Raw genomic sequence first — 26,653 nt, 5'->3', positions numbered from 1 at the left:
AGACTCATGCCGTACCCGCTCGCACGCAAACGCCGCCAATTGATGCGCAAAACGCTATTGACCGTGAGCCTGAGCATGGTCTTCGGACCGCTGGCGGCCCGGGCCGATGACATGGTGTGCAGTTCGGACGCGGCGTGCATCGAGCTGGATCAGGGCGCAGTCCTCGACGACAAAGAGGGCTTGGCCTACCGCGGGGACGACGGGTCACACGATGGCGATAGATCCGGAAAGAACGGCGCCAGACTCGAATTGCTGGACCATGGCGCCAATTTCAACCTGGATCCCGTGGTCGGTGGAACTGCGCTGTCCAACGTGCCGGGCGCCATGTATCTCATCTCGCAGGGTGGCGATGGGCATGACGAGGGTGACGGCGGCCATGGCAATACCGTGCGGCTGGAAAGCGCCGGCAGAGTGCAGATGGTGGTAGGTGACAGCAACGACGGGCTGGGCCAAGTCGACGCCGTTCTGTTTGCCGCCAGCGTTGGCGGCAATGGCGACGGCGAAAAACACGATACCGATGACGATGGCGGAAATAACAATAACAACACCTATGGGGGCGATGGCGGCATGGGGAGCCGGGCCGAGGTTCGCACATACGATACGAGCGAATATCGCGTTGCGGGCGAGATCCGCAGCCATATGTACGGCATCTATGCCACCAGCGAGGGCGGCGACGGCGGCGATCAGAACTCGTCGGTGTTCGGTGACCAGTACGGCGGTACGGGTGGCGATGGAGGCGAAGTCAGCATTACCAACCGGGGCTCGTTCTATTTTTCCGGCGCGGCGCTGGCAGGCAGTGTTGGCGAGAAACTGACAATCCATGACGGCGTCCAGGTAGCGATTCTGCGCGCCGAGTCCAAAGGCGGCGATGGCGGTTATGGCAACGGCAAGGCGGGCGATGGCGGCAACGTGAGCGTCGACCATCAGGCCGGCCTGCTGTCACTCGATGGGGCCACCGGCGACAACGTGTCGATATATGGCGTCCGTGCCACATCCGAAGGCGCGGAGGGCTATGGCTCGGAAGATAATTCGAATCAGGGCGGTTCAGGTGGCGACGGTGGCCGGGTTGATGTCACGGTTGCCAGCGATATCAGCATCGACGTGCCTGTCGCATCGGGCGCCATCGTCCAAGCCGTATCCGAAGGCGGTAAAGGCGGGGAGGCACCGAAGAAAGATCATAGCGGCGGAGAGGGCGGCGACGCGGGCAACGTGACGGTGACGTTGGCGCCAGGTGCGGCACCCTACGTGCTGCGTACTACGGCTGACGGTATGGTCGGCATACAAGCCCAATCGAAAGGGGGCTTCGGTGGTGACGGTGAGGACTCTCTCGCACTGGCCGGCAAGCCGGGCGGCGCCGGGTTCGGCGGAGATGCCGGTCGCGTGACGGTGAATGTTGATTCGGGGGCCTCGATCGAAACCACGGGCACTCACGGAACAGGTGTCGTGGCTTGGTCCGTGGGTGGAGGGGGCGGCACGGGCGGCGATTTCTACGCCATTCTGGGCGGCTCCGGCGGCAAGGGCGGTGATGGCGGCCTTTCTGGAGACGTGAGCGTCTACAACGCCGGGAATATTCGCACGGACGGTGACTGGGCCTTTGGCATCGATGCGCAATCGAATGCGGGTGGCGGCGGTGCAGGCGGTATCAGCACCGGCATCATCGCCAGTGTCGGCGGCGATGGCGGCGTGGGCGGTCAGGCGGGTACGGTGGTGACCAGTAATGCTGGCGACATCACGACCGCAGGGTACGGAGCCATCGGGATCAGTGCGCAAGCCATCGGAGGCGGCGGCGGCAATGCCGGCGTCTCGTTCGGACTGGTGTCGGTCGGAGGCACCCCGGGCGAGGCCTCGGGTGATGCGAATGGCGGCACGGTGTACATGTCGAATGCGGGATCGATCGTTACTGTGGGCGACGCTGCGCCAGGCATGAGCGGACAGTCGATTGGTGGCGGTGGCGGTAATGCCAGCGGCAATGTCGGCATTATCACCATCGGCGGCGTTGGCGAGGCCGCCGGTGACGGCGGTGAGGTCCATATCGACGGCGGCGAATCGGGCTCCACAGGGCAACTGGGGACGATCTGGACCCAGGGCGATTTCTCTTACGGGGTGATCGCGCAGTCGATCGGTGGCGGCGGCGGCAACGGCGGCAACAACTTGAATTTTGGCGTCACCGGCTCGTTGGGGGTCGGCGGGGCAGGCGATTCAGGCGGTGACGGGGGCAGGATCAATTTTTCTGGCACGAGTCCGGCCTCGATCACCACATCAGGCGAGAATGCACACGGCATCCTCGCGCAATCGATCGGCGGTGGCGGCGGTGCTGGCGGCGACATCTTGCATGAAGGGTTCGATTTTTTCTCCCTGTTGGTAGGCGGGCGCGCGGGTGATGGCGGGGATGCCGGCGACATCGGCTTTTCCTGGGAAAACCTCGCCGTGGACACGTCCGGCAGCGCTGCACGCGGCGTAACGCTGCAGTCCATTGGCGGCGGGGGCGGCACGGGCGGCGGCATCCGCACCGCCAACTTCGCCATCGAGGGGCAACTCGTCATTGGCGTGGGCGGCAATGGTGGGGACGGTGGCGACGGCGGCAAAGTCGAGGCCCGAATAGGCAACTCTTCCATCACGACGCGTGGCCCGGGCGGTGAGACGGACGGCAACAAGGTGTCCGATTCCACGGCGATTTCCCTGCAGTCGATCGGCGGCGGCGGCGGCTCCGGCGGCAGTGTGACGGATCACAGTCTGGTGATTGGCATTATCTTCACAGAGGTCGGCACTGCTGTGAGCTGGGACAACCTGATCATGGTGGGGGGACACGGCGGCAAGGGAGGCGATGGCGGCGATATTGCGCTGGATGTCTGGGATTCCTCTGTCAGCACGCAGGGCGAATTTTCAAACGCTATCTTGACCCAGTCAATCGGCGGCGGTGGGGGCGATGGAGGGTCTGCGCACGCCTTTTCGTTTGATCCTGTGATCGGCCTGGAAAGTATCAACATCCAGGCTGAAGCCGTCGTGGGTGGTCAATGCCGCGATGCCAACGAGACTTGCGTGGGAGGTGACGGCAAGGATGTGAGCGTCAATCTGGGCGACTGGGATGGTGTGGGTCAAACGGTCGTGCAGACCGATGGAGATTATTCCAACGGCGTGCTGGCACAGTCCATTGGCGGCGGCGGCGGTGATGGCGGCTCGGCCAATGCGTATTCTTTCGATACCGAGACGGGTGTGGCGTTCAGCGTCAACTCGCTGATCTCCGTGGGCGGCAAAGGGGGAACCGGGGGCGAGGCCGGCGACGTCTACGTGAACACGGATGACAGCGTGCTGATTGCCACCCATGGCTCCGGTGCGCGTGGCATCGTCGCGCAAAGCGTGGGCGGTGGCGGTGGCACTGGCCAGGGCACCGATGTCTATCTGAGCGTGGACGGTCAACTCTCCAAAGAATTGCCGGGCGGCGTGGCCCTCGATGTCGGCGTTGGCATGAGCGGCGGCGAGGGGGGCAAGGGGGCGGCGGTCACCGTGAACAACGCGGGCGATATTTACACAGATGGCCGCGACAGTGATGGCGTGCTGGTGCAGTCCGTTGGTGGCGGAGGCGGTGTCGGCGGAACGATGGGGGCCGATGATGGCGACATCCTGGATGCCGTGTTCAATCTGTACAAGGCCCACCAGGACAGCGACATCGTCGTCGCCAATGGCACGCTTGCCGTGAAGGTCGGCGGCACGGGGGGCAAGGGCGGTGATGGCGGGGCGTCCAGCCTGAATCAAGATGGTGGCGTCTACACATCCGGTGATTATGCGGACGGCCTCGTGGTGCAATCGATCGGCGGTGGCGGCGGCATCGGCGGTGCGAGCATTGCTTCGACTTACGAGAACTGGCTGGACGTGAATATTTCCGTAGGCGGTCAGGGCGGCATAGGCGGCCAAGGCGGTCAGGCCCAGGTGGCCTTGGGGGCGAGCGCGGACATCGGCACGCAGGGCTACGGCGCCTACGGGGTGCTGGCGCAATCCATCGGTGGCGGAGGCGGCCAAGGCGGCACCGGCACACTGGCGACCAAGGGGCGGATCATCATCGGCGCCGGTGCCGGCGGAGGCGGCGGTGACGGTAATAACGGCAGCGAGGTGGGCTTTACCTCGACTAGTAGCAACGCAATCCAGACCTACGGCGACACCGCGCATGCCGTGGCTCTGCAATCCATAGGTGGTGGCGGCGGGGCGGGCGGACTGACCATGGGGTCCGGCGGCACACCGTTCGGCGCCTCGCTAGTCCTCACGTTATCGGTCGGGGGCATGGGCGGCAACGGCGGCGATGGCGGCAACGTGAATGCTTGCACAGGGAACGATTGTGCCGTTGTCAACATTCTGACCGGCGGCGATATGGCGACTGGCCTGGTGGCCCAGTCGGTAGGCGGTGGTGGCGGTATTGGCTCGATGGGCGATCCAGATGAAGAGAACACACACACGCTCAAGCTGGATCTCGGCTTGACGCTGGGCGGTGCGGGGGGCGACGGCGGCAATGGCGGCGCCGTCGCCGTCCAGGGTGACTACAACATCGTTACCGGTGGCGCTTTCTCGCACGGTATCGCGGCGCAATCGATTGGCGGTGGTGGCGGGATGGCTGCGGTGACGGACCCGTTGGGTACGTTGCAGCCCACTTACGAAGAAGGCCAGGCCGGGATCGGCGTGCGGGCTTCGCTAGGCAGCCTGGCTGACGGCGCAGGGGGTGACGGTGGCGCCGTGTATGTGTCGGCTAATGGCACGCTCCAGACCTGGGGAGATGGCTCGCACGCCATGGTGGCTCAATCGGTCGGCGGTGGTGGCGGTATGGCGGGCAGTGTGATCAATAGCGATACGCCTGCCCCCAGCGATCTGCTTATCGAGCGGTCGCTCGTGCTGGGCGCCGATGGCAGCGCCACAGGTGCTCCCACGGGCGGTACCGGAGGCGAGGTCACGCTGGAGACAGGCGCCACTATCGAAACGTATGGCCGCGGCTCGGTTGGCGTCATTGCACAGTCCGTGGGCGGAGGCGGAGGCATTGCCAGCGTTAGCCAAGCCGTTGATCCGGGCCAGGTACGCCTGGGCGGAGGCGAGGGCACCTGGGGCGATGGCGGCGAGGTGTCAGTGACGTTGTCCGGTGGTGAAATCAACACCCATGGCACGGGCGCGCACGGTGTCGTGGCGCAATCGGTCGGCGGTGGCGGCGGCATCGGCGGCGACTTGGGGCAGGCCCTATCGGTGGACGGTGCGGCGTGGGCTGGCAACGGCGCCCAAGTGACCGGCAGCGGCGGCAAAGTCGGCGTGTCGGTGCAGAATCGGGTCTTTACGAACGGCAACAACGCCCATGGCGTAGTTGCCCAATCCATCGGTGGCGGCGGCGGATTGGCCGGTTCCGCGCAGGGCGGCTTTGCCGGCAGCGTGAGCGCCGCCATGGACAATGCCGATAATCGGGCCAGCGAGGTCGACGTGAACGTCAGCGGTATGGTTGGCGCGAGCGGAGACGGCAGCTCGGGTGTCTTTGCGCAGAGCGAAGGCGCATCCCGGCAAGGCGGAACGGTCACCGTCACGGTCGACGGCAGCGTCGCGGGCGGTTCGGGCAATGGTGCCGGTGTCTGGATCAGCAGCAACTCGACCGACCGGAGTTCCCTGGTCATCAACAGCGCTGGCCAGGTATCCGCACTATCCGGCACAGCCGTGCGTTATGACGGCGAAGCCGGTCTTGCCATCCAGAACAGCGGCCTGTTGTCGGGTAGCGTGTATTGCAGCACGGCGGGAACGTGTGACCTCGCCAACGCGCCGGCCGGCAAAATGTCGGCAGCGACTGTCTATCAAGCCAACGTGACGAATGCAGGCCAATTGATTGTGAATCCGCCTGCTGATTTGTCCGCCCGCTTGACCGCAGCTAACGACACGCCGGCCGGTTCGTTCGGCCGCCTGATCGTGGCCGGCAATTACACACAAGTCAGTTCAGGCGTACTGGTGTCCTCGGTCGATTTTGCCAACATGCGTGCGACGAGCATGACCGTGCAAGGCAATGCGACATTGGATGGAAGGGTTGAACTCAGCGCTGTCAGTCTGCTGCCCGGACGCGAGCTGACGCTGCTTGACGTGCAGGGCAGTTCGACCGGTACGCTGCAGGCCAGTGACACACCGATTTTTGATTTTGATGTGCGGCGAGTGGGCCAGCAGCAGCGCGTCAGCGTCAAGGGCGCCGATTTCAATGCTGCGAGCCAGGGGCTGGCCCGCAATCAGCGTGCGGTTGCCGGTCACCTGCAAGACATCTGGGATCGTGGCGGCAATGCCGAGATGGCGCCACTGTTCGCTGTGTTGAACACCGCATCGAGTTACGGGGCAGGGACCTATCGGGACCAACTGGAGGGTTTGTCGCCGGGCGTGGCCTTGGCGCCAGCTGTGCAGATGATGGCAGGCATGTCGAACTTCGCCAGTTCAATGATGTCGTGCCGCGATATGGAGCGCACAGGGACGGACGGGCGCGAACAGGATTGTTTCTGGGGCCAGGTCTCCCGGCGCAGCGCAGACCAGGATGAGGCCGAAGGCACATCGGGATATTCGTTCGACAGCAATACTTACCAAGTCGGCGGGCAGCACGAATTCCGCCCGGGCTGGTTCATCGGCGGATCGATGGCTTATCAGAACAACAGTTTGCGTGCCGACAATGGCCGCACGGGCGGCAGCGGGGATGCGGGCTACGCTGGCGTTGTGCTCAAGCACCAGGATGGACCGTGGGTATATGCAGCCGCCATCAGCGGTGGCTATGGGTCGTACGATCTGGATCGCACCATCGGCATCGACGGCTATGACCGCGAAGCGAGCAGCAGCCCCGATGTCTACAGTGCCGGCATGCGTCTGCGTGTGTCACGCCATATCGGGGTCTCTGAGCAGTTTTATCTCAAGCCCTATGTGGACCTGGATGCGCTCTATGCTCGTATGCCCAGCTACACCGAGTCAGGTGGGCCCTTGAGTCTGCATGTGGATAGCAGTGATCAGTTTGTCGTAGGTTTGTCGCCGATGCTGGAAATCGGTGGGCGAGTCGATCTGCCACAGGGCGCCACCATGCGGCCCTATGCCTACGCAGGTGCGTCATTCCTCAGCGATGACTCATGGGATGCCCAGGCGCGCTTCAAAGGCGCTCCGGCAGGCAGCGACGGGTTTACGACCTCGCTGCCTGGCGACAATGTGATCGGACGTTTTGGCGTGGGGCTGCAGGTCAACAACCAGTCGGGGCTGGATTTCCGGCTGCAGTATGACGGCGAAGTGTCCAGCAAGACCACTAGCCATGCCGGACAACTCAAGGTGATGTATCGGTTCTGACGCCGCGCTAGCCGGTCGCCCCGTGGCGCTTTGCAATACTGCGGTGGATAATGTGCGGGCCATGAATCCATGTGTCTTCGACGTGTGCCAGGCGGTGTTCCTCCATGCCTTGCACGAGCTGCTGCGTCGAGACATCGATGTCGTCGGTAATGGGCTTCGGATCGATACCGATACCGAGCACCAGCAAGGCCATGACACCGAGCAGCGCGAATTCTCGGCGGCTCAGATCCTGGAGTGCGGCTACGCGGGCGTTAGTCACGACACCGAAAATTACGCGCTTGTACATCCAGAGCGTATAGGCCGCGCTCAGGATCAAAGTCAGCGCAGCGATCGCACCAATCCAGAAATTGGCTTTGATCGCCGCCATCAGGACCAGGAACTCGCCGACAAAACCTGAGGTGCCAGGCATGCCGATGTTGGCCATCGCGAACAACATTGCGAATACCGCGAACTTTGGCATGGTCTGCACTACACCGCCATAGGCGTCGATCGTCGCACTGTGCGTGCGATCGTAGAGCATGCCTGTACACAGCAGCATGGCGCCCGAGACGATACCGTACGAAATCATTTGCATGACTGCACCAGCCGTGCCCATATCGGAAAACATGAACAGGCCGAGCGTGACCAGACCCATGTGGGACACCGTCGAATAGGCCAGCAGCCTGCGCAGATCAGTTTGCATGAGCGCGACGATACTGGCGTAGACCACGGCGATCAGCGAAAGCACGATCATCATTGGCGCCAGATAATGACTGGCATCCGGCAGCAGCGGCAGATTAAAGCGCATCAGGCCATAACCGCCCATCTTGAGCATGCCCAGCATGACAGCAGCGCCGGTCGGACCATCGAGGTGAACATTGGGCAGCCAGGTATGCACCGGCCACATAGGTACCTTGACCGAGAACGCACCTAGAAAACCGATGAACAGCGCGATCTGCACGCTAAACGGCAGCTGCAGTGCATGCCAGCGGGTCAGGTCGAAACTGTGCGCTTCGAAATAAAGGTAAAGCACCGACACCAGCATCATCAACGAGCCGGTGAACGAGAAGAAGAAAAACTTGATCGCAGCGTGATTGCGATTCTGGCGTCCGTAGACCCCGATCAGCAGGTACAAGGGTAACAGCGTCGCTTCGAAAAACACAAAGAACAGCAAACCGTCCTGTGCCGAGAACACGCCTTGCATCAGGCCCGAGAGCACCAGGAAACTACCGTAATAAGCGCCCATGCGCGTATTGATCGTGCGCCAGGATGCGAGCACCACCACGATCGTCGTCAGCGCCGTGAGTGTGATCATCCATAGCGAGATGCCGTCAACACCCACATGCCACGCAGCATCAAATGATGGGATCCAGCGTGCATACTCGACGAACTGCAAGCCTGGTACCGAGCCTTGGAAGCCGTGTACGAGAGGGATGGCAGGGAGTGCGCTGATCAAAGCGGCAATCAGCGATAGCCAGCGGACAGCATTCGGATGCCGGTCGTTGCCAAGCGCCATGACAAGCGCGCCGGCCACGATGGGCACCCATATCAATAACGACAGGGTGGGAAACATTTAAGCGGACGTATCCTTGTGTGCTGCACAAAAATGGGGAAAAAATCTCCTCATTGACGCGACCAAGAACGAATCATGCCTGTGCGATCCAGAATGCCTGGACCGTGGGAAACCATTGTGAATAAATGATTACAGGAAAAATGCCAGATGTGGCGGCGCCAACAATGACAGAAAAAATCCGTGGTTGAGGGACTTTTTTGCACCGCAGCGAATGGTACAGGGATTTTCTTTCAACGGCCTGACTACGCCCGTGTTGATCGACGTGACGAGTCATCGCCTATAAACGGCCGTCAACTGCCCGAGGCTGGAAAGTGTTTGTCGAAAAGCACCTTCATTGCGCCGATGAAGTCGTTGACCACCTTGGACCGCGGCTGATGTGATGGCAGGACCATCGAGAACGTATAGTAAATATCCGGAACGAGCGGGCGGCAGACGATACGCGGGTCCCGCAGTTGGGTGGCAGTGAAGGGATCCGAGATAGTAATACCCAGCCCGGACGCGACGAGGCTGCAGGCCGAGTGCGCGAACGTCGTTTCCATGACATGCCGGCATCGTACTCCTGCCGAAGCCATCGCCATATCGACACGTAGACGAAGCGGGCTATTCGAATGCAGCGAGATCAATGGCTGGTCGTGCAGATCCGTGATGCGCACGGCTTTCTTCCGAGCAAGCACATGACCTCGGGGGAGTACGCAGACTGCTGCAACCGAGGCTTGCTGGAATGCATCGACGCCCGGGTACTCCGTGCCCATGAAGCCGATATAGCCAACGTCGACTTGATTTGCTGTCACTAATTCCAGCACGTCCTGTGATGGGCAGACATCCATGGAGACGGACACTTTTGGGTGCGCTTGCGAGAATGCCTGAATACCCTCGCTCATGAATCCCAATCCCAATGCGCTGATGGTGGCGATGCGCAGGTTGCCGACCCGCGCCGCCTTGAGATCAAGCGCAACGCGTTCGATCGACTCCATGCCCTGATAAAAACGCTCTACCTCCCGGAAAAGCCGCCGGGCTTCTGCTCCTGGGATGAGGCGGTTGCCTTCACGCCGGAACAACCGGATGGACAGCGCTGTTTCCAAGTCCCTGATCAATCGGCTGACGGCGGGTTGGCTGATTTCCAGCAGTTCCGCCGCGAGCGTCATGCTGCCTGCAGACATGACTTTACGGAAGGCTTCGAGCTGTCTTGGATTGAGTGACATAGGTGAATGGGCCACCGGTATCTAAAGCAGATGAGAACGGCTTCAGCACTTTGAAAAGGACGCCACGGATGAAGAGCCTTGCCTGGGAAAGCATAACATTTAATTATGTGCGTCCAATGATTTGTGCAGTTGTTTATGAATGGCAGGCGCGCCAAGATTCACACATCGACGTTCATTGAATCGGAAAAGGCATGGTTCGGATAGGTATTGATGTGGGTGGCACGTTCACGGATTTCGTGATGGCCGATAGCGAGACGGGGTCATTGTGTTATTTCAAAGTGCCATCGTCTCCTGCGGATCCGTCGATAGCGATTGCGCAGGGCGCACGCGAAATGCTGGAGCGCTTTTCAGTTGAGCCACGCGATGTCGCGTATTTCGGGCATGGCACTACGGTGGCGACCAATATGGTGATTGAACGCCGGGGCGTAACAACCGGCTTGGTGACAACCAAAGGTTTTCGCGATGTCCTGGCAATCGGGCGCCAGACGCGCCCCGCGCTATACGACCATGCTGTTCACAAGCCTGAACCGCTCGTTCAGCGGCGTCATCGTGTGGAGGTAGACGAGCGCCTTGCCGCCAGCGGTGATCTGCTGCGGGAGCTGGATGAGGAGTTATTGGCTGAGCAGGTCAGAAAATTAGTAGCCGATGGCGTGCAATCCATTGCGGTGGCGTTTCTCCACTCCTACCGCAATCCCGTTCATGAAGAGCAAGCGCGTCGCGTGATCCAGCAGGTGGCGCCGCAGCTGCACGTCAGCATCTCTTATGAAGTGTTGCCTGAATTCCGGGAGTTTGAACGAACGTCGACGACCGTGCTCAATGCATACGTTGCACCTCGCATGCAAACTTACCTGGATCGTTTACGCACTCGACTTAACGACGTCGGCGTGGGCGTTGAGCCGCTGACATTCCATTCCAACGGCGGTTTGATGCCGTTGAAAACGGTGGAAAATCTGCCGGTCCTCACCTGCCTGTCCGGCCCCGCAGCAGGCGTTGTCGGCTCTACGGTGATTGGCGCGGCCGCGGGAATATCGGAGATCATTACGTTTGACGTTGGGGGCACCAGTACCGACGTGTCGCTCATTACGGGCGGCCATCCCAGTTTCACTTCGGACCGACTGGTAGCTGGGCATCCCGTAAAAATGCCAATGATCGATATCCATGTCGTCGGTGCCGGAGGTGGCAGCATTGCACAACTCGACGATGTCGGGGCTCTGAAAGTCGGCCCCAGGAGCGCTGGTGCGGTGCCTGGACCCGTCGCGTTCGGGAAAGGTGGAGAGGAGGTCACGCTCACGGATGCGAATATCGTCCTGGGCCGGCTCAACCCAGAGCGGTTGCTCGACGGACGTATGACGGTGGATCGAAGTCGGGCGGTAGCTGTCATTGATGAGCGGATTGCACGGCCTTTGGGATTGAGTGTGGAAGAGGCCGCCCATGGGATTTTGAAAATTGCGACGGCAAATATGAGCCGCGCCATCCGCGCCGTCTCGACCGAGCACGGTTACGATCCGGCAGATTTCACGTTGTTCGCATTTGGTGGTGCAGGTCCGCTCCATGCTGTAGAAGTGGCACAGGAGTGTGGGATCGGCCAGGTGTTGGTACCGAAAGAGCCGGGTACGCTGTGTGCACGTGGCATTCTGCTGGCTGATGTCAGCCGCGATTTTGTGCGAACGCAGTTGGTTCCTTTGAACGGAGATACCTGGCTTACTGTGGGACGTGTTTTGCAGGACATGCAACAGGAGGGCGACGCGTGGTTGGCACAGGAGGATGTTCCGCGGGCTAGTCGTCGATTCCATTTCCATATAGACGGCCGTTACCGCGGCCAAACCCACGATATCCGAGTCCTGGTGGACGCCGAGCGTGACGGCAATATGCAAGGGTTCGTCGAGGCATTTCATCAGGCGCATCGCGCTCAGCACGGTCACGACAATCCGGGGCGCGTCATCGAAATCGTCAACTGTCGAGTACAGGCCGTTGGTCTGGTTGCCAAGGACAGTCTATCGAATCCCACACAGCCGGCGACGGCGCCCTCATGGGATCAGCGGCGAGTATATTTTGGCGGCGACACGGGTTGGTTGATGACCACGGTTTATCGGCGTGATTCGTTACCCGCCGGTATGGCATTGGCGGGCCCCGTCATCATTGAGGAGATGAGCTCCACCACGGTCGTGCTCCCTGGTCAATCCGCAGTGATTGACCTGCTCGGAAATATCCTCATTCGAAGCTAGAACGTTATAGGGAGCATATTCATGAGCCAACAACATGCTGTTTCGCCGGAACGGGACTTCGATCCTATTGCTGTCGAGGTATTCACCAACCGTCTCCTTGCCATCACTGAGTCGATGGCGAGCAACATCATGCGCGCTTCGTTCTCGCCGCAGATCAAGGAGCGTAGAGATTTTTCTGTCGGTATGTTCGATCGCTGCGGACGCTTGATCGCGCAGGGCACGCATATCCCCGTGCACCTGGGGTCACTGATGGGATCCGTCGAGGCCGTGCTGGACAGGTGGTCGGTGACCGAAATCCACGAAGGCGACGTGTATGTGTGCAACGACCCCTACGCCGCAGGCGGAACACACCTACCCGATATTTCCATTATTACGCCTGTTTTTGTCGATGGCTTGCTGGCGGCCTTCGCTGCCAATATCGGGCACCACTCCGATGTGGGAGGTGTGGTGCCCGGATCGACATCCGCGAGTGCACGCAGTATCTATGAAGAAGGGCTGCGGATTCCTATCATTCGTGTCGCACGGGCTCATCAGGTCGATGATGATCTTATCGGGATGATCGCGCTGAACTCCCGGCTGCCGGAGGAGCGTGCGCTCGATCTGCGTGTTCAGATCGCCACCAATGAAAAAGGATCGATTGCCGCTCAGACACTGATCCGCCGTATGGGAGGCGTCACCGGCTTCCAGCGCGCCGTGGATGACTTGTTGCTGTATACCCTGCGACGGACCGAGTATCGCATCGCTGCGCTGCCACAAGGCAGCATGGCCTTTACCACCTGGCTCGATGATGATGGCACCGGCCAGGGCGACCGTGTGCCGTTGACCGCTGCGGTCTACAAAGACGGTAAGCAGCTGGTCGTTGATTTGGCGGGCAGCGGCGCGCAATCGCGCGGAGGTCTCAATGTATCGGAAAGCGCGTTGCGTGCGACGGTGTACTACTGCGTAAAGGCGATGCTGGATCCTGATCTCATGGCGAACCGGGGGATGGCCGACGCCATCGTTATCCGGGCACCCGAAGGGTCCATCGTCAATCCCCGATCACCCGCAGCGTGCGGTGCGCGCACGATTACGTGTCAGCGCCTTGCCGGTGCCATCATCGGCGCGTTTCGAGGACTGGTGCCGCGCGAAAGATCGATCGCTTCAAGCATGGATACCATGCCGACGATTTCGTTCTCTGGTGTCCATCCCAATAGCGGTGGCATTTATCTCTGCGGTGAGACGCTCGGCGGTGGAGCGGGGGCCAGCGATACTGCCGACGGCATGGACGGTATCCATGTACATATCACCAACTCCCGCAATTTACCGACGGAGATACTCGAGCATGAATTTCCCTTGCGCGTCGAATATTACGGATTCGCCGTTGACTCTGGTGGTGCCGGCCGTCATCGCGGAGGTCTGGGAATCGTGCGCGAAGTTCGAGCGCTGCAGGATGACACGATTTTCTCGGCACGCTCGGACAGTCATGTACAAGGGGCTGTCGGGGCAGAGGGCGGTTGTGAGGGCGGGCGTGGCACGTTGTTGCGCAACCCTGGCCGGGATAACGAAGAAATCTTGTCGTCCAAGGTGAGGCATCTCGTCCTGGCAAAAGGTGAGACCGTTCGCATTCAGACCCCTGGGGGAGCCGGATTTGGTGATCCCGCATTACGGTCGTACCAAGCCCTGGCCGCTGACCTATTGGACGGTTTGGTCTCTACAGACACCGCGCGTCAACTGTATGGTGAGGATCTGACCAGCAAGGCTTTGGCTTTTCAATAATCACATCTCAAGGGGATGAAATGAAAAAGATCTGTTCAGTCATGTCGCGGTGTGCGACATGGCTCGTTGCAGGCATTGGGCTCATCTTGATTACAACGAGCCCATCGATGGCTCAGACGGACTATCCGGCTCGTCCTGTCAGGATAGTCGTTCCTTTCTCGGCCGGCGGCTCGACTGATCAGATCGCCCGTTCCCTGGCCGAAGGTTTGAGCAAACTCTGGCAACAGCCCGTGGTCATCGAAAATCGCGACGGGGCGAGTGGTTTGATCGGATCGCGGGTGGTCGCTGAGTCCAAGCCCGATGGATACACCTTGCTGTTCGGCACACAGACCACGCAATGCGTGTTGCCCCACATTGTTTCGCAGATGCCCTACGACGCTGAGCGCGCTTTTGTTCCAATCACTGAGCTGGTCTCCATTGCCCAGGTATTGTCGGTGCCGCCTTCGTCTCCGTTCCGTTCTTTGGAAGAATTCGTGACCTATGCGAAAGGCCATCCGGGCGAATTGACCTTTGGCGGCGGCGTGGGAGCCACCACCCATATGGCAATGGAGCTATTCATGTCGCAGGCCGGTATCCAGTTACTGGGTATCCCTTATAAGGGATCTGCTCTGTCGATGAATGACTTGCTGGCGGGCCGTTTGGATTCGATGTTCGACGTCATTATGACGAGTCTTCCACATATCCAGGCAGGGCGTTTACGCGCATTGGCGGTGACCAGCGCGCAACGACAGCCTCTCTTGCCCGATGTGCCGACGGTAGCCGAACTGGGATATCCCGGGTTCGAGACGAACGTTTGGTTCGCATTGTTTGCTCCACAGAATACGCCGGCCGAGATCGTCCAGAGAATTGCCGAGGATAGTCGCAAGGTAATGACCGAACCCGCGCGTCGCCGCATTTTCAATGAATCGGGTTTTCAGATTGTCGCCAGTGATCCGGCTATCTTTGCAAAACGGGTCCAGCTCGAGAACGAAAAGTGGGGGCAGGTGGTCAGAAAGGCCAATATCAAGCTGGAGTGAGCGCCCTGGAGGCTATTACTGGACGCGGCAGTGAGCGGACAAGTCGTCACAAAGCAGTTCGCTCGAGCCTGCCGCCGGAAACATGGAACTTCGTATCTGCTACTCGCACCGCGTAGTTTCCCATTGTTTGAACCTGTTCTCGGTCGATTCCTTCACACAGCAATAGCCCATTGTCCGTGATCGCATACACACGGCACGCATCCGCTGCAAAAACTCGGTTCAGAAATTGCAGCGTCGAGGGATCGATACCCGCGATAGGCTTGCGATAGCTCCCCCCGAACAGCATGTGGCCATGTGCGTCGATCAACAGCTGGTCGTGGACGCCGCGTGCGCTGGCGGGATCGACCTTGCCGGGTTTGGTGACGGGCTTGCCGCGATAGAGCAGGGTATCCCCCAGGCGCGCGAATGAATGCCCGAGGGCGTGTACTGCTGAAGGGTCGTCAATGCCACGCTTGCGCACGCCTTCCACGATCAACCCCTTTGCATCGCGGGCGTAGCTGTCGCCTAACACCTCGAAGCTCTTCATATCGGCCTTGACGATGAAAAACTCGGGCATCGGTGCATTGCTGTCGAGATAATAAGCCTGTCCTTTGTCCCTGAACCAAGGGCCGTCGGCCTTTTCGAAGCTCGCCGCATTTGCTCCCCTTACAGGCTCGCGTCCATAGCGTTCAAGGCCTGGAATGAAATAACGCAGACCGTGCCGGTCCTCGCCGAAGACATCGGCGATATGGCGGAAACTGTCGTGGTCGATGTGATCAAGCGATACCCATTCCCCGTCACGAGGGCGCAGCGGTCTCACCAGGATTCTGTTGCCATCACTGAAATAAGGACCACCTACCGATACCGGTTGGTCGGTAGAGGATGGCGATGCTTCGCGTCTGGTCTTTTCCCGATGCCACCAGCTATCAGCGATCTCGGGGTGGGCCTCGAAATATTCTTTCCAGTGTTTGAATTCGCCCGAGACGGATTGAGGTTTTCCAGCGTAATAGGGCCGGTCTTTGTCATAGGCGCAATACTGACCGGCCTCCGAGGCGCAGGTAAAGCTCTCCCTATCGGCGTCGAGGATGGGTTCGTTTTCCCAATAGATATGACGCTTGTCCGCGAAATACATGCCCTCATCGCCAATGGAATGGAACGTCGATGCATCCGCGCCATCTATCGCCATGCCATATGCATAAACCTTGCGGCTGTCTTTTGCATAGTGGCTTTCATCGACGTGGATGCCGGGCTTTTGTCCGCGTCCATAGTAGTAGCTGACGATTTCGAATGTGCCGGGTTCCTCGGTCGGCAAGCGGCGGTTGGTGATGTAGTAGGCCGCAGCTTTGTCGGCGCCATAGCGCTCGTTCAGTACGGCGAAGCTGTCAGGATCGGCGCCGCGGGCGACAAACCAGAATAGCTTCGTGGGCGTTTCGCCCTGACCGTAGACACGCTGGTCGTCGCAAAACCACCGGTCGCCAAGCTGCCGGAAAGTCAACGGATTCACACCGTCAAGCGCGGTGCCCTTGCGGTCCGAGATCGGCGCGCCATCGACATAGACGTGGCTGCCATTATGGACATAGCGAATGGTCGGGAAACGCCGCTCGCAAATGTAGTGCGCCGTCCAATCCACGTTTGCAAAGGGGCCGATGTGCGGATTGCCATGGATTGCCTGCCTCAGGGCGGTGAGCGCGCGGCGCATGCTGAAAGGCCCTGGTTGGAGTGAGGGCAGCGAGATGCCTCCGTGTGCCATCAGATGGTCGAACAGCCTGCTGTCCTGTTCCGGTTCGGCAAGCCCGTCGCGCTGGTAAGCGCCCGTCACCCAGCCGGTGTTGGCAAAGTGCAGCTGCCGATAACGCTCGTTGCACTGCTTTAAACGCACAGCATCAATGCCGAGCAATGACAGTATTTCTGCGCGTGGATATCCGGCGTCTCTAAAGAGACTGGCGGCATACCAGTGTGCATAGGCGAGCGGAAAGAATTCGGTCAGCTCTGTTTTCTTCAATTTGCCTCATCCTTTGCTTTGTCTGTTGATGTTGATCCCCTCCGTGCCGGCCCTCGACATTCATCAAGAGTACGCTAATCAACGAGCATACTTGGTTTCGCTGCCAACTCTCGTTGACGGTTCGAGTCACGAGTTGTCACATTGACGGTCAAGCTCGGCACAAAATGCAATGTACTTGTCATTATGAGTCGTGATAATCGTTTCAACCAGTTGGAGAGAGAAGTGCGGGTGCCAGCACGATCATGGCGGGATCTTTGCGGCTTGATGGCCGCAGCGTCAATCGGTTTATGGTTTGTATCGTGGCCAGTGTGGGCGGCACCGGAAAGTGAAGATGCCGTGCTGCAGAGCGCATATCCCTATGTCGTCGTCGAGCAGGATCTGAAAGAGGTTCTGCGTGAATTGCGGCGCAATCTGGGCATCCCTGCGGTGATCTCGGATAAGGTCGGCGGCGTTGTTCGCGCGGGTGCGCAGCACGACGGCACGGTAGCGACTTTCATGCACCGTTTGGCGGCTGCGCATGATCTCGTCTGGTATCTGGATAAGGGTACGTTGTTTGTCACCACGCAACAGGAGAGTGTCACGCAGTGGTTGGAGGCAGCGCATCTCGGTGCGCAACGGCGCGCAGAGATCGCCAAGCTGTGGTCTCAAAAAGGAGAGGGTGTCAGCGTTACGGTGGATGATGCGTCACGTAGTTTGATTGTGACGGGGCCTGCCGAATTTCGTGAGCGCGTGGCTTCCGTAATCTCCACAAAGCCGTCTCCTCCTGCCGCACGAGGTAGCGGCATGGGCGTAACGGTGTTTCGCGGTGCATCGGGCGGCCAGCATGTCGTGGTGCCTCGTTGAGTTTTGCTTGGGGCCATGGGCCCGAGATTGATTAAAGGAGTAAGGCGATGTCGATTACCCCCGTAGATAGTTCATCGATTACCGAGCCGGTGACTAACGATGCAGCATTTGATGACGCCGTGAAAAACGCCAAGGAAGATCCCGAATCGTCCGAGGCGTTGGATCAGGTGATCGAACAAGGCGTCGGGTTCCTGATGCAGACCATCGTGTCGCCGCGTATGAACGAGATCCTCAGCGAAGCGACGTCCGACGAATAATCCGGCAACTGCCGTCATACGAAACGCGATGGAATTGCCCAGTCATCTTGGCGTTACGCCGAACGCGGTACTCCCTACTGACAGCGTGAGTCCTGTCTCGCAGAATCTATTTGAGGCGATGGCCGAGCTCGCCCGTGACAGACATCTCACCGATCTGGGGCAGGTTGGCCAAGCATTGTCTGGGCATCTGGACAGCTATCTGGAACGCACCAGGTCGTTTTCCGAACGCGTCAAGCAGATGTCCAGCGGCGATCCTGTTTACAGCGATTCGCTTCGGACCATGAATACCGGCGCCGAGCGTACTGACCCACGCGTGATGACTGTCCTGCAATCTTTGAGTGTGATGTTCGATTACTCGATCGAGACGCAGGTGGTCGTGCGCAGTGCCACGCAAGTCTCGGGCGCAGTTAACACATTGTTGCGAGGACAGTAAGTGTACAAACGGCTCTGGCGCTGCACGATGCGTGTGGCCGTGGTGCTTTTCAGTGTCGTGGTGCTGCAAGCCTGTCAGGCGGACCTGTATTCGGGCCTGGACGAGCGCCAGGCCAATCAGATGATCTCGGAGCTTTCGAAGCATGGTGTGCAGGCGGGACGGAAAGCGGCCAAGGACGGCAGCCTGACGGTCACCGTTGACGAGAGTCAGTTCGCCACGGCGGTGCAGATCCTGGAGGCGTCAGGATTGCCAGAGGCGCACTTTGCATCGCTGGGAGATGTATTCAAGAGCAACGGGTTAGTGGCTTCGCCGACGCAGGAACGGGCGCAATTCGTATACGCCATGAGCCAGGAACTCTCGAACACGGTGTCGCAGGTCGATGGCATTCGTACGGCACGCGTACATGTGGATCTGCCCGATGACGATGCAAGACGCCGCACGAACAGAGCAGCCTCGGCGGCCGTGTTTGTGCGATATGACGCCGGTGTGGACATCGAGCCGCTAATCCCCAAGATAAAGTCGCTGGTCGCGGGCAGTATTTCCGGCCTGGATTACGAGCGCGTCTCTGTCATTCCCATCGCAGCACCGGCGCAGGCTGGCTCAGATATACCGAGAATGACCACGTGGATGGGCATTTCGATTCCTGAGCAAAGCGCAGGAAAACTGACGCAGCTGGCGGTCTTGATGGTCTTGCTTATCGCGGGGTTGGCCGCTGTTGCGACGTGGTGGAGAGCCCGCCGCTCATTACGATCAGTCCGCACCTATCGTCAATCTCCCGGCAATGGCTGATTCCACTATCGTGAGCCGGCCCTGGAAGGATTTTCAGGACGACCCATTGCCGGGGGTGCATGCCGATTACATCGCGGACTGTCTGCGGCCGCTTCGCATGCTGGACGAAGCAGCGTTTTGGACCGCCGTTGGGCAACAGCGTGAACGCACACTACTTGTCAGGCTGCTGCAGCAACAGTATGCATTACCGCCCTTATCGGTCTTGCAGCCTGCGTCGCATGATGCGGCCTTGATGGCGTTGAGTGCCGAGGCATGGCGAGATGCCGCAGCTGCCTGCGGCTTGATGTATTGGTCGCGGAGTCTGGCACGCGAGGTGCGTGGTCCTGTTTTGAGGCAAATCGAACAGCGCTTGGGCAGAGCTTGGTGGCATTGGGTAGAGCTAGGCTTGGCGGAGTCTATAGAGGCAGAAAGGGTTCCCCAATCTAGCGCGACGCCTGATGAGCCATTGGCATGGCCGTCCTGGATACAGCGTACAGGCCAAGAGATATTGGAGGCCTGGCGAAATGATTTGGATCCCGGCCTCTTGGCGTGGGCCGGGCTCAAGAACGCGCCAGGCGACGAGGTCACGCCCCATGTCCGGCAACTGGATCATCCGTACGGAAAACGTCTGTTGCTTCGTCTGAGCGCGCTTGTTGCCATAACGCCGGAGGCCGCATGAGCATTCAGAGAAAGCCCGAAATCGAAATCCCCATTCTGCGCGCCGAAAGCGTCGCGGCTTGGCGCGAGGGTGAGCAGTTCCTCGAGCGGGCAAAACGGGACGCTGCAGTGACGATGCAGCAGGCAGCGATCGACGCACAGCAAGTGCAAGAGCAAGCACGGCAGCAGGGATACGACGACGGCCGGCAAGCGGGGCTGGAAGACGCCGCCCGTCTCGCACTGGAGATTACCCGGGCGCGCGATGACTACCTGCAGTGTCTGACGCCGCAGCTGATACAGGTGGTCGATGCCGCTGTGCGCAAGATTCTGGGGAGTCTGGATGATATTGACCTGATCGAACGTGTCGCAGCCAATGCCATGCAGGGTCTGCGCGGACCCCTGAAAGTCACGCTGCGCGTACCGCCAGGGTTCGCTGACGCGTTGCGCGAGCGCGGTGCGCTTGCAGATAAATACAAGATCTGCCTGGTCGAAGACGGCATCCTGCAAGGCTCAATGTGTTTTCTGGAAACGCCGTTAGGCACCATCGAACTGAGCGCTCAGACCCAGTGGGAGCGGATTTTTCGAACGGTGTCTCCTGCGGAGGGAACCGAACTGTGACCGCGGCCGTTGCGATAACAGCAGAACGCGATCCGATGGCTGCCCTCAAGGCCGCCATTGAGCACGCCGATAGCCGGCCATATCAAGGCAAGGTGCTGGAAGTACGAGGGCAGACTATCCGGGCCTGGTTGCCAGGCGCTCGTCTGGGCGAGTACGGTCATATCGAGCCGTTATCCGATCGAGGGCAGAGCATCCCTGTGGAAGTCGTCGGCTTTGAGAGCGAGCATGCATGGCTGGCGCCGATGGCCAACGTGAACGGGATCAGTGCCGGCAGCCCGGTGCTCCGAACGGGCCGTGAATTTCATATAGCTGTGGGACACGGCCTGCTGGGCGGGGTCATCGATGCTTTTGGCCGCAGCCTGGATGCTCGCTCGCCCATCCATTCGAGCGAGCTTGAACTGCGTCCCGTCGATGTGCCCGCGCCGCCTGCCATTCATCGCAGACGGATTCAGCGACCGTTCTTTCTAGGGGTGAGGGCGATCGACGGCATGCTGACGGTGGGTCAAGGGCAGCGTATCAGTATTCAGGGCGAAGCCGGAGCTGGCAAATCCTCATTGCTGGCGTCCATGTTGGCGGGGGCCAAAGCAGACGTGATCGTCCTTGCCTTGATCGGCGAGCGCGGGCGCGAGGTGAGGGAGTGGGTCGAGGATGCCATGACAGCGCAGACCCGATCACGTACGGTTACGGTGGTGGCAACATCGGACCGGCCGGCCATGGAACGGGTCAAAGCGGCAGCAACGGCAACCAGTGTGGCCGAGTACTTTCGCGATTTGGGAAAGCATGTACTGCTTTTGGTCGATAGTGTGACGCGTTACGCACGTGCCTGGCGGGAAATCGGCCTGGCCGCAGGAGAGCCTCCGACGCGCCGCGGTTATCCGCCTTCGGTATTTGCTGCATTACCGGATCTGATGGAGCGCGCGGGGCCGGGCCGAGTGGGCAGCATCACGGGGATCTACACGGTTCTGACAGAAAGCGAAGGCGAGGCCGATCCCATTGCCGAAGAAGTGACGTCTATCGTGGACGGCCACATCGTATTGGATGCGCAGCTGGCGCGCCGCAATCGTTTTCCCGCGATCGATATCCTGAAAAGCCGTAGCCGGTTGATGGAGAAAATCGTCTCCAGTAATCATTCAAAGGCTGCTGCGCAAGTGCGTGAGCTGATGGCACGCTACGCTCAGATCGAACTGTTGATGCGCCTGGGTGAGTATGTGCCAGGCACTGAGCCAGAGACGGATCGCGCTATTGAGCGCCACGAAGCGATCGAGCGCTTTCTGCGGCAGGATAGGGATTCCATTTCTACGTTTGCCGAGACCGAACGCCAACTGCGAGGGTTGATCAGTTGAGTCTGGACGTAAACGACCTGATGGCGCTGAAAGAAGTACGTGCCCGGCGAGAAGAGCGGATGTCGATATTGCGTCGTCAGCATGCGCATCGATGCGCGCAACTCGAACAAGACGTGCAGCAGGCACGCCTGCGTGCCGAACGTTTGGCGCATGAAATCAAGGGGCGGCAAGACAAACGATGGCAAGTGTTGCTCAGCGGGTCGTTTGATCACATCGATCTTTTGTCGGTGTCTGTACAGGACGAGGCGGATGCTGAGCATGTCGAGCAGGCAGAACATCATCTGCAGGGCCTCTTGGCGGCATTGCGCGAGGCCATCGCACGTTGGGAAGAGATTGTCGATCGCCATATCACGGCTCTGCGCAAACTGGAAAGCTGGGGGCAGTTCGTAAACGATGAAGGCCGGCAGCGCGCGAAGCGCGATGCGCTGCGTGCGGAGATGATCCAGGACGACATGCGCGGAGCTCGACATGCTGGATGATGGCAACACTCAGCAGATCAGGGCGCTCTGGCCGTCGCTGCCCGTCTATGACAAGTCCTGCGCCGCATTGACGGGGACGGGCGATACCTGGGCATTAACGGATTTCCCCGTATTGGGCCAGAACCTGTCATGCCGTGTGAGTCGCGCCCTTGATACGGCACTGCCCCCGTCATGCAGCGTAAGCCTCACGTGGAAACGAGGCCAAGGCCGGTTGCATGTCGATGGTGGCTGGCTGAATGCCCTATGTGTCAAAGCAGGGTTGTCAGCGCCCGAACAGGATGGATGGTCATGCACAGGTCTGCCATTGACGGAGTTTCTGCTGCGCTGGCTGCTATCGGGCCTGTTCAATCAATTGAGTATGGCATTCGAGGGGGATCCTATCGTCGAGGCGCCGTCGGCGTGCTCCGGCATGGACCGCGGTGCACGCCTGGCGTTGACATTGCGCGCCGCAGACGCGTCGGAAAAAACCTGCATATGGTTGGATCTGCCTCAATCGTTGTTGGCGGTCCTGCCTCGAAAAAAAGAGGACGAGTGCGACGCATTATGGCAACGCGTGCCTTTCGTTGCGAGCCTTCAGGCCGGACATCAGGCGCTGCCGCTGCATCAGTTGGAATCGTTGGCGTACGGCGATGTTGTGCTGTTGTGTAAACCGCTGGACGCATTGCAACTGGTGCTGCCTTCTGGTCAGCAGTCCGATGTCCGGATCGATGGCAACCATTACGTCGTCACCAACGGTTGGTATGTGGATGAAAGAAGAGAGGTCTCTGTGAGCACGGTCAATGAGCAGGTGAATAGTATTGGCGACGATATGTTCGAGCACATGAATGTTCAATTGGTGTGCGAGGTCGGCCGGATATCTTTGACGATAGCCGAGTTGAAGTCCCTGAAGCCGGGAGCCGTGCTGCCCATGGAACGGCGCGCGCAGCAAGCTGTGGATCTGATCGCGAACGGGTTGAAAATCGGACAGGGGGAATTGGTCCGCCTGGACGACACGCTGGGTGTGAGAGTGACCAGGCTGGCGAAATCGAATGGCTGAGAGCTCGCCGAATCTCGCGCTGATTATTCTGCTGGTCGCGACGGTTGGTCTGCTGCCGTTGATCATCGTGACGATGACGGGCTTTCTGAAAATCTCCGTTGTGCTGTTTCTGATCCGTAATGCGCTCGGAGTACAGCAGACGCCACCGAACCTGGTGCTATACGGTATCGCCCTGATCCTCGCCAGCTATGTGACAGCGCCGCTGATAGGCGAAATCGGATATCAGTTCCAGGACACGCAGATACAGCTGAACTCCGTCCAGGACTTGAAAGACATCGCCGAACGAGTGCGTATCCCGTTGCAGGCACACTTGGCCAAGTATGCGACGCTCGAAGAGCGCGAGTTTTTTCTCAATGCGACCGATGGGCTCTGGTCCGAGCAGGCCCGCCATAACCTGAAAGACGACGATCTTGTGGTTCTGGTGCCGGCCTTTGTCGGCTCGGAGCTGGCTCGTGCCTTTGAGATTGGGTTCTTGCTCTATATCCCGTTCCTGATCATCGATTTGATCGTATCGAATCTGCTCATGGCGATGGGGATGATGATGGTATCGCCGACGTTGATCTCCGTGCCATTGAAGATTTTCTTGTTCGTCGTGGTCGACGGCTGGTCGAAACTGATGCACGGACTTATTTCGAGTTATGGGGGGTGATCCCGCATGGACAAGACGCTGATCATTTCCATCATGAACAAGGCGTTGATGACCGTACTGCTATTATCGGCGCCGGCGCTGCTCATTGCCATTTTGATAGGTTTTGGCGTGGGCTTGCTGCAAGCCTTGACACAGATTCAGGATCAGACACTGCCGCAGGCGGTCAAACTGGTGGCCGTCTTGCTTGCCTTGATCGTCGGGGTGCCTATGCTGGCGGGACAGGTGTCCAGTTTCGCGGATCAACTGCTGACTGGTTTCCCTCTGTGGACGCGCTAGCGGTTTCTCCGATCTCCAGTTGGGTATCGATCTGGGTAGAGGTTGCGTATCCAGTATTGACGGCGGCGTCTCTCGCTATGGCCCGGTGTTTGGGGGTGGTGCTGATTTCACCGGTCTTTAATCGCCTCGGCATGACGGGGCTGCTGCGGTCGGTGGTCGCCCTGGTGTTTTCGCTGCCGGCGGTTCCCATGCTGTTGCCGCTGGTGACCGCTGAGACGTCACACTCGCCGCTCGCATTCGTCGGGATGCTCGGGGTGGAGATGATTGTCGGCATGCTCCTGGGCGCCGTCTATGGCGTTCCCATTTGGGCTGCGGAGGCGGCCGGTGAACTGATTGATCTGCAGCGCGGCTCCACCATGTCGCAACTGCTGGATCCGATGTCTGCCACCGAGTCCAGTGTCACCGCCACGTTGTTCAGTATTTTGGTTATTGCGCTGTTCTTCCTGTCGAACGGTCTGTTCGTGTTGTTGCGCGGTATCTATGACAGCTATGCCATTTGGCCCGTTGGCGAGTTGTTCCCGGCACTTCAAGAGGGGACGGGACTGGCAGTCCTCGGGCTGCTTGATCACGTCCTTGCGTTGGCGGTACTGATGGTTGCACCCTTGATGGTGGCCATTCTGGTAGCGGATCTGTTGCTGGCTTACTTGTCCCGGATGGCACCCAGTTTGCATGTGTTCGACTTGTCCATGCCGGTCAAGAATCTGCTATTCGTGGTGTTGATGGTGTTGTACATGGCGTTTCTGATACCGGATATGTTGACCGCTCTCGATACGGTGACGAGCGTTTCCGATTGGGTTGCCCAGGACGTGGTGCATCCATGAGCGGCGATAGCAGCGAAGAGAAATCACAGCCCGGATCACAAAAGAAAATCCAGGACTCGCGCAGGAAAGGCCAGGCGCCCAAGAGCCAGGACATGATCACGGCGCTGGTCGTGTTGGTATGTACGATTTATCTGGGGTTCTCCGCGCCGCAGATCGCGGCGCGTGTCAGATCGCTGTTTCAAGAGATCTCGGATGCGTTGGGGGATCGGCACCAGGTGTTTGCGCAGGTATGGCCTACTCTCGTTGCAAAGGCACTGGACGTGCTCATGACGGCTACGTTTCCCATATTGATTATTGTTGTCTTTGTCGTTGTGCTTGGCAATCTGGTGATCTTGAAGGGATTTATATTTTCGGTAGATCCAGTCAAACCTGATTTCAAGCGTTTGAACCCCGTCGAAGGGTTCAAGCGCCTATTCAGCGCGCGTAATCTGGTCGAATTTCTGAAATCGCTATTCAAAGTGCTGGTGCTGGGCGCCGCCTTCATCCTGGTCTACAAGACAAGCCTGCCCTATTTATTTGGCGCACCTTCCTGCGGCCGACAATGCATCTATATGTCGTTCAGGCAGCTGTTTATTCCCCTTTCGATCACGGCGATTCTGGCGTTCTTCGTGACGGGATTGATTGATTTGCTGTTGCAGCGATGGCTTTTTGCACGAGATATGCGCATGTCGCATAGTGAACTCAAGCGCGAGCGGAAAGATACCGATGGTTCCCCGGAAATCCGCAAGGAGCGCACGCGGCAGCGCAACGCACTGCAGAGCTCGTCATCAGCTCGCGGGGCGCATATGGCTTCGATACTTGTCGGTGCAGACAATGCCTGGACGGTAGGGTTGCGTTATCGCCGCGGAGAAACCAAGGTGCCCGTCGTTGTGTATGTTGCTGCACCGGAAGCGTCATCGCAGATATGGACTGCGGAGAACAGATACAGCATGCCGTATATATACGATCCGGCCCTGGCCAGGGAAATTACGCGGCGGACCGCAGTAGGAGAAGCCTTGCCAGAGCAGTTCTTTGATCGTGTGGCGAGGATCCTGGTCAAAGAGGGCTTGATATGACGCATATGCCATCCCCAACACGAAAGGCAGTCTGTTCATGCTGAACGCTCGTGATCCGTGTTGTAACGATGTGAAAACGTAATGTACGCGTCACGAGTGAACGACACAATGAATTGCTCGTTGTGAATCGAGTCCGGCCTTGACGGCTGGTTCATTGATGAATGTTTTGTCCAATTTTTTCTGGAGTTAGCTATGAGCAATGTGACCCCGACCTCTGGTGGTGCTGAAGGTTCGATCGAGAAAATGGAAGCCGCGTTCGATCGCGCGATCGAACTGTCGGCCAAAGTGACTGAAATCACGACCGAAAAAAAGGCTGAGCTCGACGCCTCCAAACAGCGTCCGCAGAACTAATCGCTGCCTCGAGGCCGAAGTC

At 59.3% G+C, this 26,653-nt stretch carries 21 protein-coding genes; 18 read left to right on the top strand and 3 right to left on the bottom strand.

The features are described 5' to 3' along the window. The first annotated feature begins 6 nt into the window (after nucleotides 1-6). Complete coding sequence (locus ACYVI2_RS09465; protein WP_460490297.1) at nucleotides 7-7,314, top strand: hypothetical protein; 7,308 nt, start codon at nucleotides 7-9, stop codon at nucleotides 7,312-7,314. Between the two features lie 7 nt (nucleotides 7,315-7,321). Here the strand turns inward: ACYVI2_RS09465 and ACYVI2_RS09460 are convergent, their stop codons facing one another. After that, on the bottom strand, nucleotides 7,322-8,866 hold the full coding sequence (locus ACYVI2_RS09460; protein WP_415818901.1) for a complex I subunit 4 family protein: 1,545 nt from the start codon (nucleotides 8,864-8,866) through the stop codon (nucleotides 7,322-7,324). Nucleotides 8,867-9,156: 290 nt separating this feature from the next. After that, entirely contained in the window at nucleotides 9,157-10,068 is a 912-nt protein-coding gene (locus ACYVI2_RS09455; RefSeq protein WP_415818951.1) for a LysR substrate-binding domain-containing protein, read from the bottom strand. A 191-nt stretch (nucleotides 10,069-10,259) separates the two neighbouring features. Here ACYVI2_RS09455 and ACYVI2_RS09450 point away from each other — a divergent pair, with 191 nt between their 5' ends. The 3 genes from ACYVI2_RS09450 (at nucleotide 10,260) to ACYVI2_RS09440 (ending at nucleotide 15,064) form a co-directional block, all read left to right on the top strand. Then, nucleotides 10,260-12,293 (top strand): hydantoinase/oxoprolinase family protein, encoded by a 2,034-nt coding sequence (locus ACYVI2_RS09450; RefSeq protein ID WP_415818900.1) that lies wholly within the window; start codon nucleotides 10,260-10,262, stop codon nucleotides 12,291-12,293. A gap of 21 nt (nucleotides 12,294-12,314) precedes the next feature. Then, nucleotides 12,315-14,048, top strand: coding sequence for a hydantoinase B/oxoprolinase family protein (locus ACYVI2_RS09445; RefSeq protein WP_415818899.1), 1,734 nt, complete (start codon nucleotides 12,315-12,317; stop codon nucleotides 14,046-14,048). A 107-nt stretch (nucleotides 14,049-14,155) separates the two neighbouring features. Beyond that, entirely contained in the window at nucleotides 14,156-15,064 is a 909-nt protein-coding gene (locus ACYVI2_RS09440; RefSeq protein WP_415818898.1) for a Bug family tripartite tricarboxylate transporter substrate binding protein, read from the top strand. A 46-nt stretch (nucleotides 15,065-15,110) separates the two neighbouring features. Here ACYVI2_RS09440 and ACYVI2_RS09435 read toward each other — a convergent pair whose 3' ends face one another. Further along, nucleotides 15,111-17,045, bottom strand: a complete 1,935-nt coding sequence (locus ACYVI2_RS09435) for a DKNYY domain-containing protein (RefSeq protein WP_415818897.1) — start codon at nucleotides 17,043-17,045, stop codon at nucleotides 15,111-15,113. Nucleotides 17,046-17,381: 336 nt separating this feature from the next. Here ACYVI2_RS09435 and ACYVI2_RS09430 point away from each other — a divergent pair, with 336 nt between their 5' ends. The 14 genes from ACYVI2_RS09430 (at nucleotide 17,382) to ACYVI2_RS09365 (ending at nucleotide 26,631) form a co-directional block, all read left to right on the top strand. Continuing rightward, nucleotides 17,382-17,888 (top strand): hypothetical protein, encoded by a 507-nt coding sequence (locus ACYVI2_RS09430; RefSeq protein ID WP_415818896.1) that lies wholly within the window; start codon nucleotides 17,382-17,384, stop codon nucleotides 17,886-17,888. 47 nt (nucleotides 17,889-17,935) lie between these two features. Continuing rightward, complete coding sequence (locus ACYVI2_RS09425; protein WP_415818895.1) at nucleotides 17,936-18,145, top strand: hypothetical protein; 210 nt, start codon at nucleotides 17,936-17,938, stop codon at nucleotides 18,143-18,145. Nucleotides 18,146-18,173: 28 nt separating this feature from the next. Continuing rightward, nucleotides 18,174-18,578 carry a hypothetical protein gene (locus ACYVI2_RS09420; protein ID WP_415818894.1) on the top strand — a complete coding sequence of 135 codons (405 nt, stop codon included), beginning with the start codon at nucleotides 18,174-18,176 and terminating at the stop codon, nucleotides 18,576-18,578. Further along, nucleotides 18,579-19,367: a type III secretion system inner membrane ring lipoprotein SctJ gene (gene sctJ, locus ACYVI2_RS09415; RefSeq protein WP_415818893.1), complete on the top strand. Its 789-nt coding sequence runs from the start codon at nucleotides 18,579-18,581 to the stop codon at nucleotides 19,365-19,367. Then, nucleotides 19,360-20,025, top strand: a complete 666-nt coding sequence (locus ACYVI2_RS09410; RefSeq protein ID WP_415818892.1) for a hypothetical protein — start codon at nucleotides 19,360-19,362, stop codon at nucleotides 20,023-20,025. Before sctJ ends, ACYVI2_RS09410 begins: the two co-directional genes overlap by 8 nt. Further along, on the top strand, nucleotides 20,022-20,621 hold the full coding sequence (locus ACYVI2_RS09405; RefSeq protein ID WP_415818891.1) for an HrpE/YscL family type III secretion apparatus protein: 600 nt from the start codon (nucleotides 20,022-20,024) through the stop codon (nucleotides 20,619-20,621). Before ACYVI2_RS09410 ends, ACYVI2_RS09405 begins: the two co-directional genes overlap by 4 nt. A 35-nt stretch (nucleotides 20,622-20,656) precedes the next feature. After that, nucleotides 20,657-21,964, top strand: coding sequence for a FliI/YscN family ATPase (locus ACYVI2_RS09400; protein ID WP_415818890.1), 1,308 nt, complete (start codon nucleotides 20,657-20,659; stop codon nucleotides 21,962-21,964). Then, nucleotides 21,961-22,443 (top strand): hypothetical protein, encoded by a 483-nt coding sequence (locus ACYVI2_RS09395; RefSeq protein ID WP_415818889.1) that lies wholly within the window; start codon nucleotides 21,961-21,963, stop codon nucleotides 22,441-22,443. The genes ACYVI2_RS09400 and ACYVI2_RS09395 overlap by 4 nt, the downstream gene beginning before the upstream one ends. Beyond that, nucleotides 22,433-23,479: a type III secretion system cytoplasmic ring protein SctQ gene (gene sctQ / locus ACYVI2_RS09390; RefSeq protein ID WP_415818888.1), complete on the top strand. Its 1,047-nt coding sequence runs from the start codon at nucleotides 22,433-22,435 to the stop codon at nucleotides 23,477-23,479. Before ACYVI2_RS09395 ends, sctQ begins: the two co-directional genes overlap by 11 nt. Continuing rightward, nucleotides 23,472-24,128, top strand: coding sequence for a type III secretion system export apparatus subunit SctR (gene sctR / locus ACYVI2_RS09385; protein ID WP_415818887.1), 657 nt, complete (start codon nucleotides 23,472-23,474; stop codon nucleotides 24,126-24,128). Before sctQ ends, sctR begins: the two co-directional genes overlap by 8 nt. 6 nt (nucleotides 24,129-24,134) lie before the next feature. Beyond that, on the top strand, nucleotides 24,135-24,404 hold the full coding sequence (locus ACYVI2_RS09380) for an EscS/YscS/HrcS family type III secretion system export apparatus protein (protein ID WP_415818886.1): 270 nt from the start codon (nucleotides 24,135-24,137) through the stop codon (nucleotides 24,402-24,404). After that, nucleotides 24,392-25,225 carry a type III secretion system export apparatus subunit SctT gene (sctT, locus tag ACYVI2_RS09375; protein WP_415818885.1) on the top strand — a complete coding sequence of 278 codons (834 nt, stop codon included), beginning with the start codon at nucleotides 24,392-24,394 and terminating at the stop codon, nucleotides 25,223-25,225. Before ACYVI2_RS09380 ends, sctT begins: the two co-directional genes overlap by 13 nt. Next, nucleotides 25,222-26,280 (top strand): EscU/YscU/HrcU family type III secretion system export apparatus switch protein, encoded by a 1,059-nt coding sequence (locus tag ACYVI2_RS09370; RefSeq protein WP_415818884.1) that lies wholly within the window; start codon nucleotides 25,222-25,224, stop codon nucleotides 26,278-26,280. Before sctT ends, ACYVI2_RS09370 begins: the two co-directional genes overlap by 4 nt. Before the next feature lie 192 nt (nucleotides 26,281-26,472). Beyond that, nucleotides 26,473-26,631 (top strand): hypothetical protein, encoded by a 159-nt coding sequence (locus ACYVI2_RS09365; protein WP_415818883.1) that lies wholly within the window; start codon nucleotides 26,473-26,475, stop codon nucleotides 26,629-26,631. The last annotated feature ends 22 nt before the right edge of the window (nucleotides 26,632-26,653 follow it).

It is taken from the genome of Bordetella tumbae, from assembly GCF_054780995.1.
Note: the sequence above shows the minus strand (reverse complement) of the source record. Positions and strands in the feature narration are given on the sequence as shown.

Bases quoted from the DNA above. Each gene is read 5' to 3' on its own strand.
- ACYVI2_RS09465 (WP_460490297.1), top strand. From the start codon at position 7: ATGCCGTACCCGCTCGCACGCAAACGCCGCCAATTGATGCGCAAAACG.
- ACYVI2_RS09460 (WP_415818901.1), bottom strand. From the start codon at position 8,866: ATGTTTCCCACCCTGTCGTTATTGATATGGGTGCCCATCGTGGCCGGC.
- ACYVI2_RS09455 (WP_415818951.1), bottom strand. From the start codon at position 10,068: ATGTCACTCAATCCAAGACAGCTCGAAGCCTTCCGTAAAGTCATGTCT.
- ACYVI2_RS09450 (WP_415818900.1), top strand. From the start codon at position 10,260: ATGGTTCGGATAGGTATTGATGTGGGTGGCACGTTCACGGATTTCGTG.
- ACYVI2_RS09445 (WP_415818899.1), top strand. From the start codon at position 12,315: ATGAGCCAACAACATGCTGTTTCGCCGGAACGGGACTTCGATCCTATT.
- ACYVI2_RS09440 (WP_415818898.1), top strand. From the start codon at position 14,156: ATGGCTCAGACGGACTATCCGGCTCGTCCTGTCAGGATAGTCGTTCCT.
- ACYVI2_RS09425 (WP_415818895.1), top strand. From the start codon at position 17,936: ATGTCGATTACCCCCGTAGATAGTTCATCGATTACCGAGCCGGTGACT.
- ACYVI2_RS09420 (WP_415818894.1), top strand. From the start codon at position 18,174: ATGGAATTGCCCAGTCATCTTGGCGTTACGCCGAACGCGGTACTCCCT.
- ACYVI2_RS09410 (WP_415818892.1), top strand. From the start codon at position 19,360: ATGGCTGATTCCACTATCGTGAGCCGGCCCTGGAAGGATTTTCAGGAC.
- ACYVI2_RS09405 (WP_415818891.1), top strand. From the start codon at position 20,022: ATGAGCATTCAGAGAAAGCCCGAAATCGAAATCCCCATTCTGCGCGCC.
- ACYVI2_RS09400 (WP_415818890.1), top strand. From the start codon at position 20,657: ATGGCTGCCCTCAAGGCCGCCATTGAGCACGCCGATAGCCGGCCATAT.
- sctQ (WP_415818888.1), top strand. From the start codon at position 22,433: ATGCTGGATGATGGCAACACTCAGCAGATCAGGGCGCTCTGGCCGTCG.
- sctR (WP_415818887.1), top strand. From the start codon at position 23,472: ATGGCTGAGAGCTCGCCGAATCTCGCGCTGATTATTCTGCTGGTCGCG.
- ACYVI2_RS09380 (WP_415818886.1), top strand. From the start codon at position 24,135: ATGGACAAGACGCTGATCATTTCCATCATGAACAAGGCGTTGATGACC.
- ACYVI2_RS09370 (WP_415818884.1), top strand. From the start codon at position 25,222: ATGAGCGGCGATAGCAGCGAAGAGAAATCACAGCCCGGATCACAAAAG.
- ACYVI2_RS09365 (WP_415818883.1), top strand. From the start codon at position 26,473: ATGAGCAATGTGACCCCGACCTCTGGTGGTGCTGAAGGTTCGATCGAG.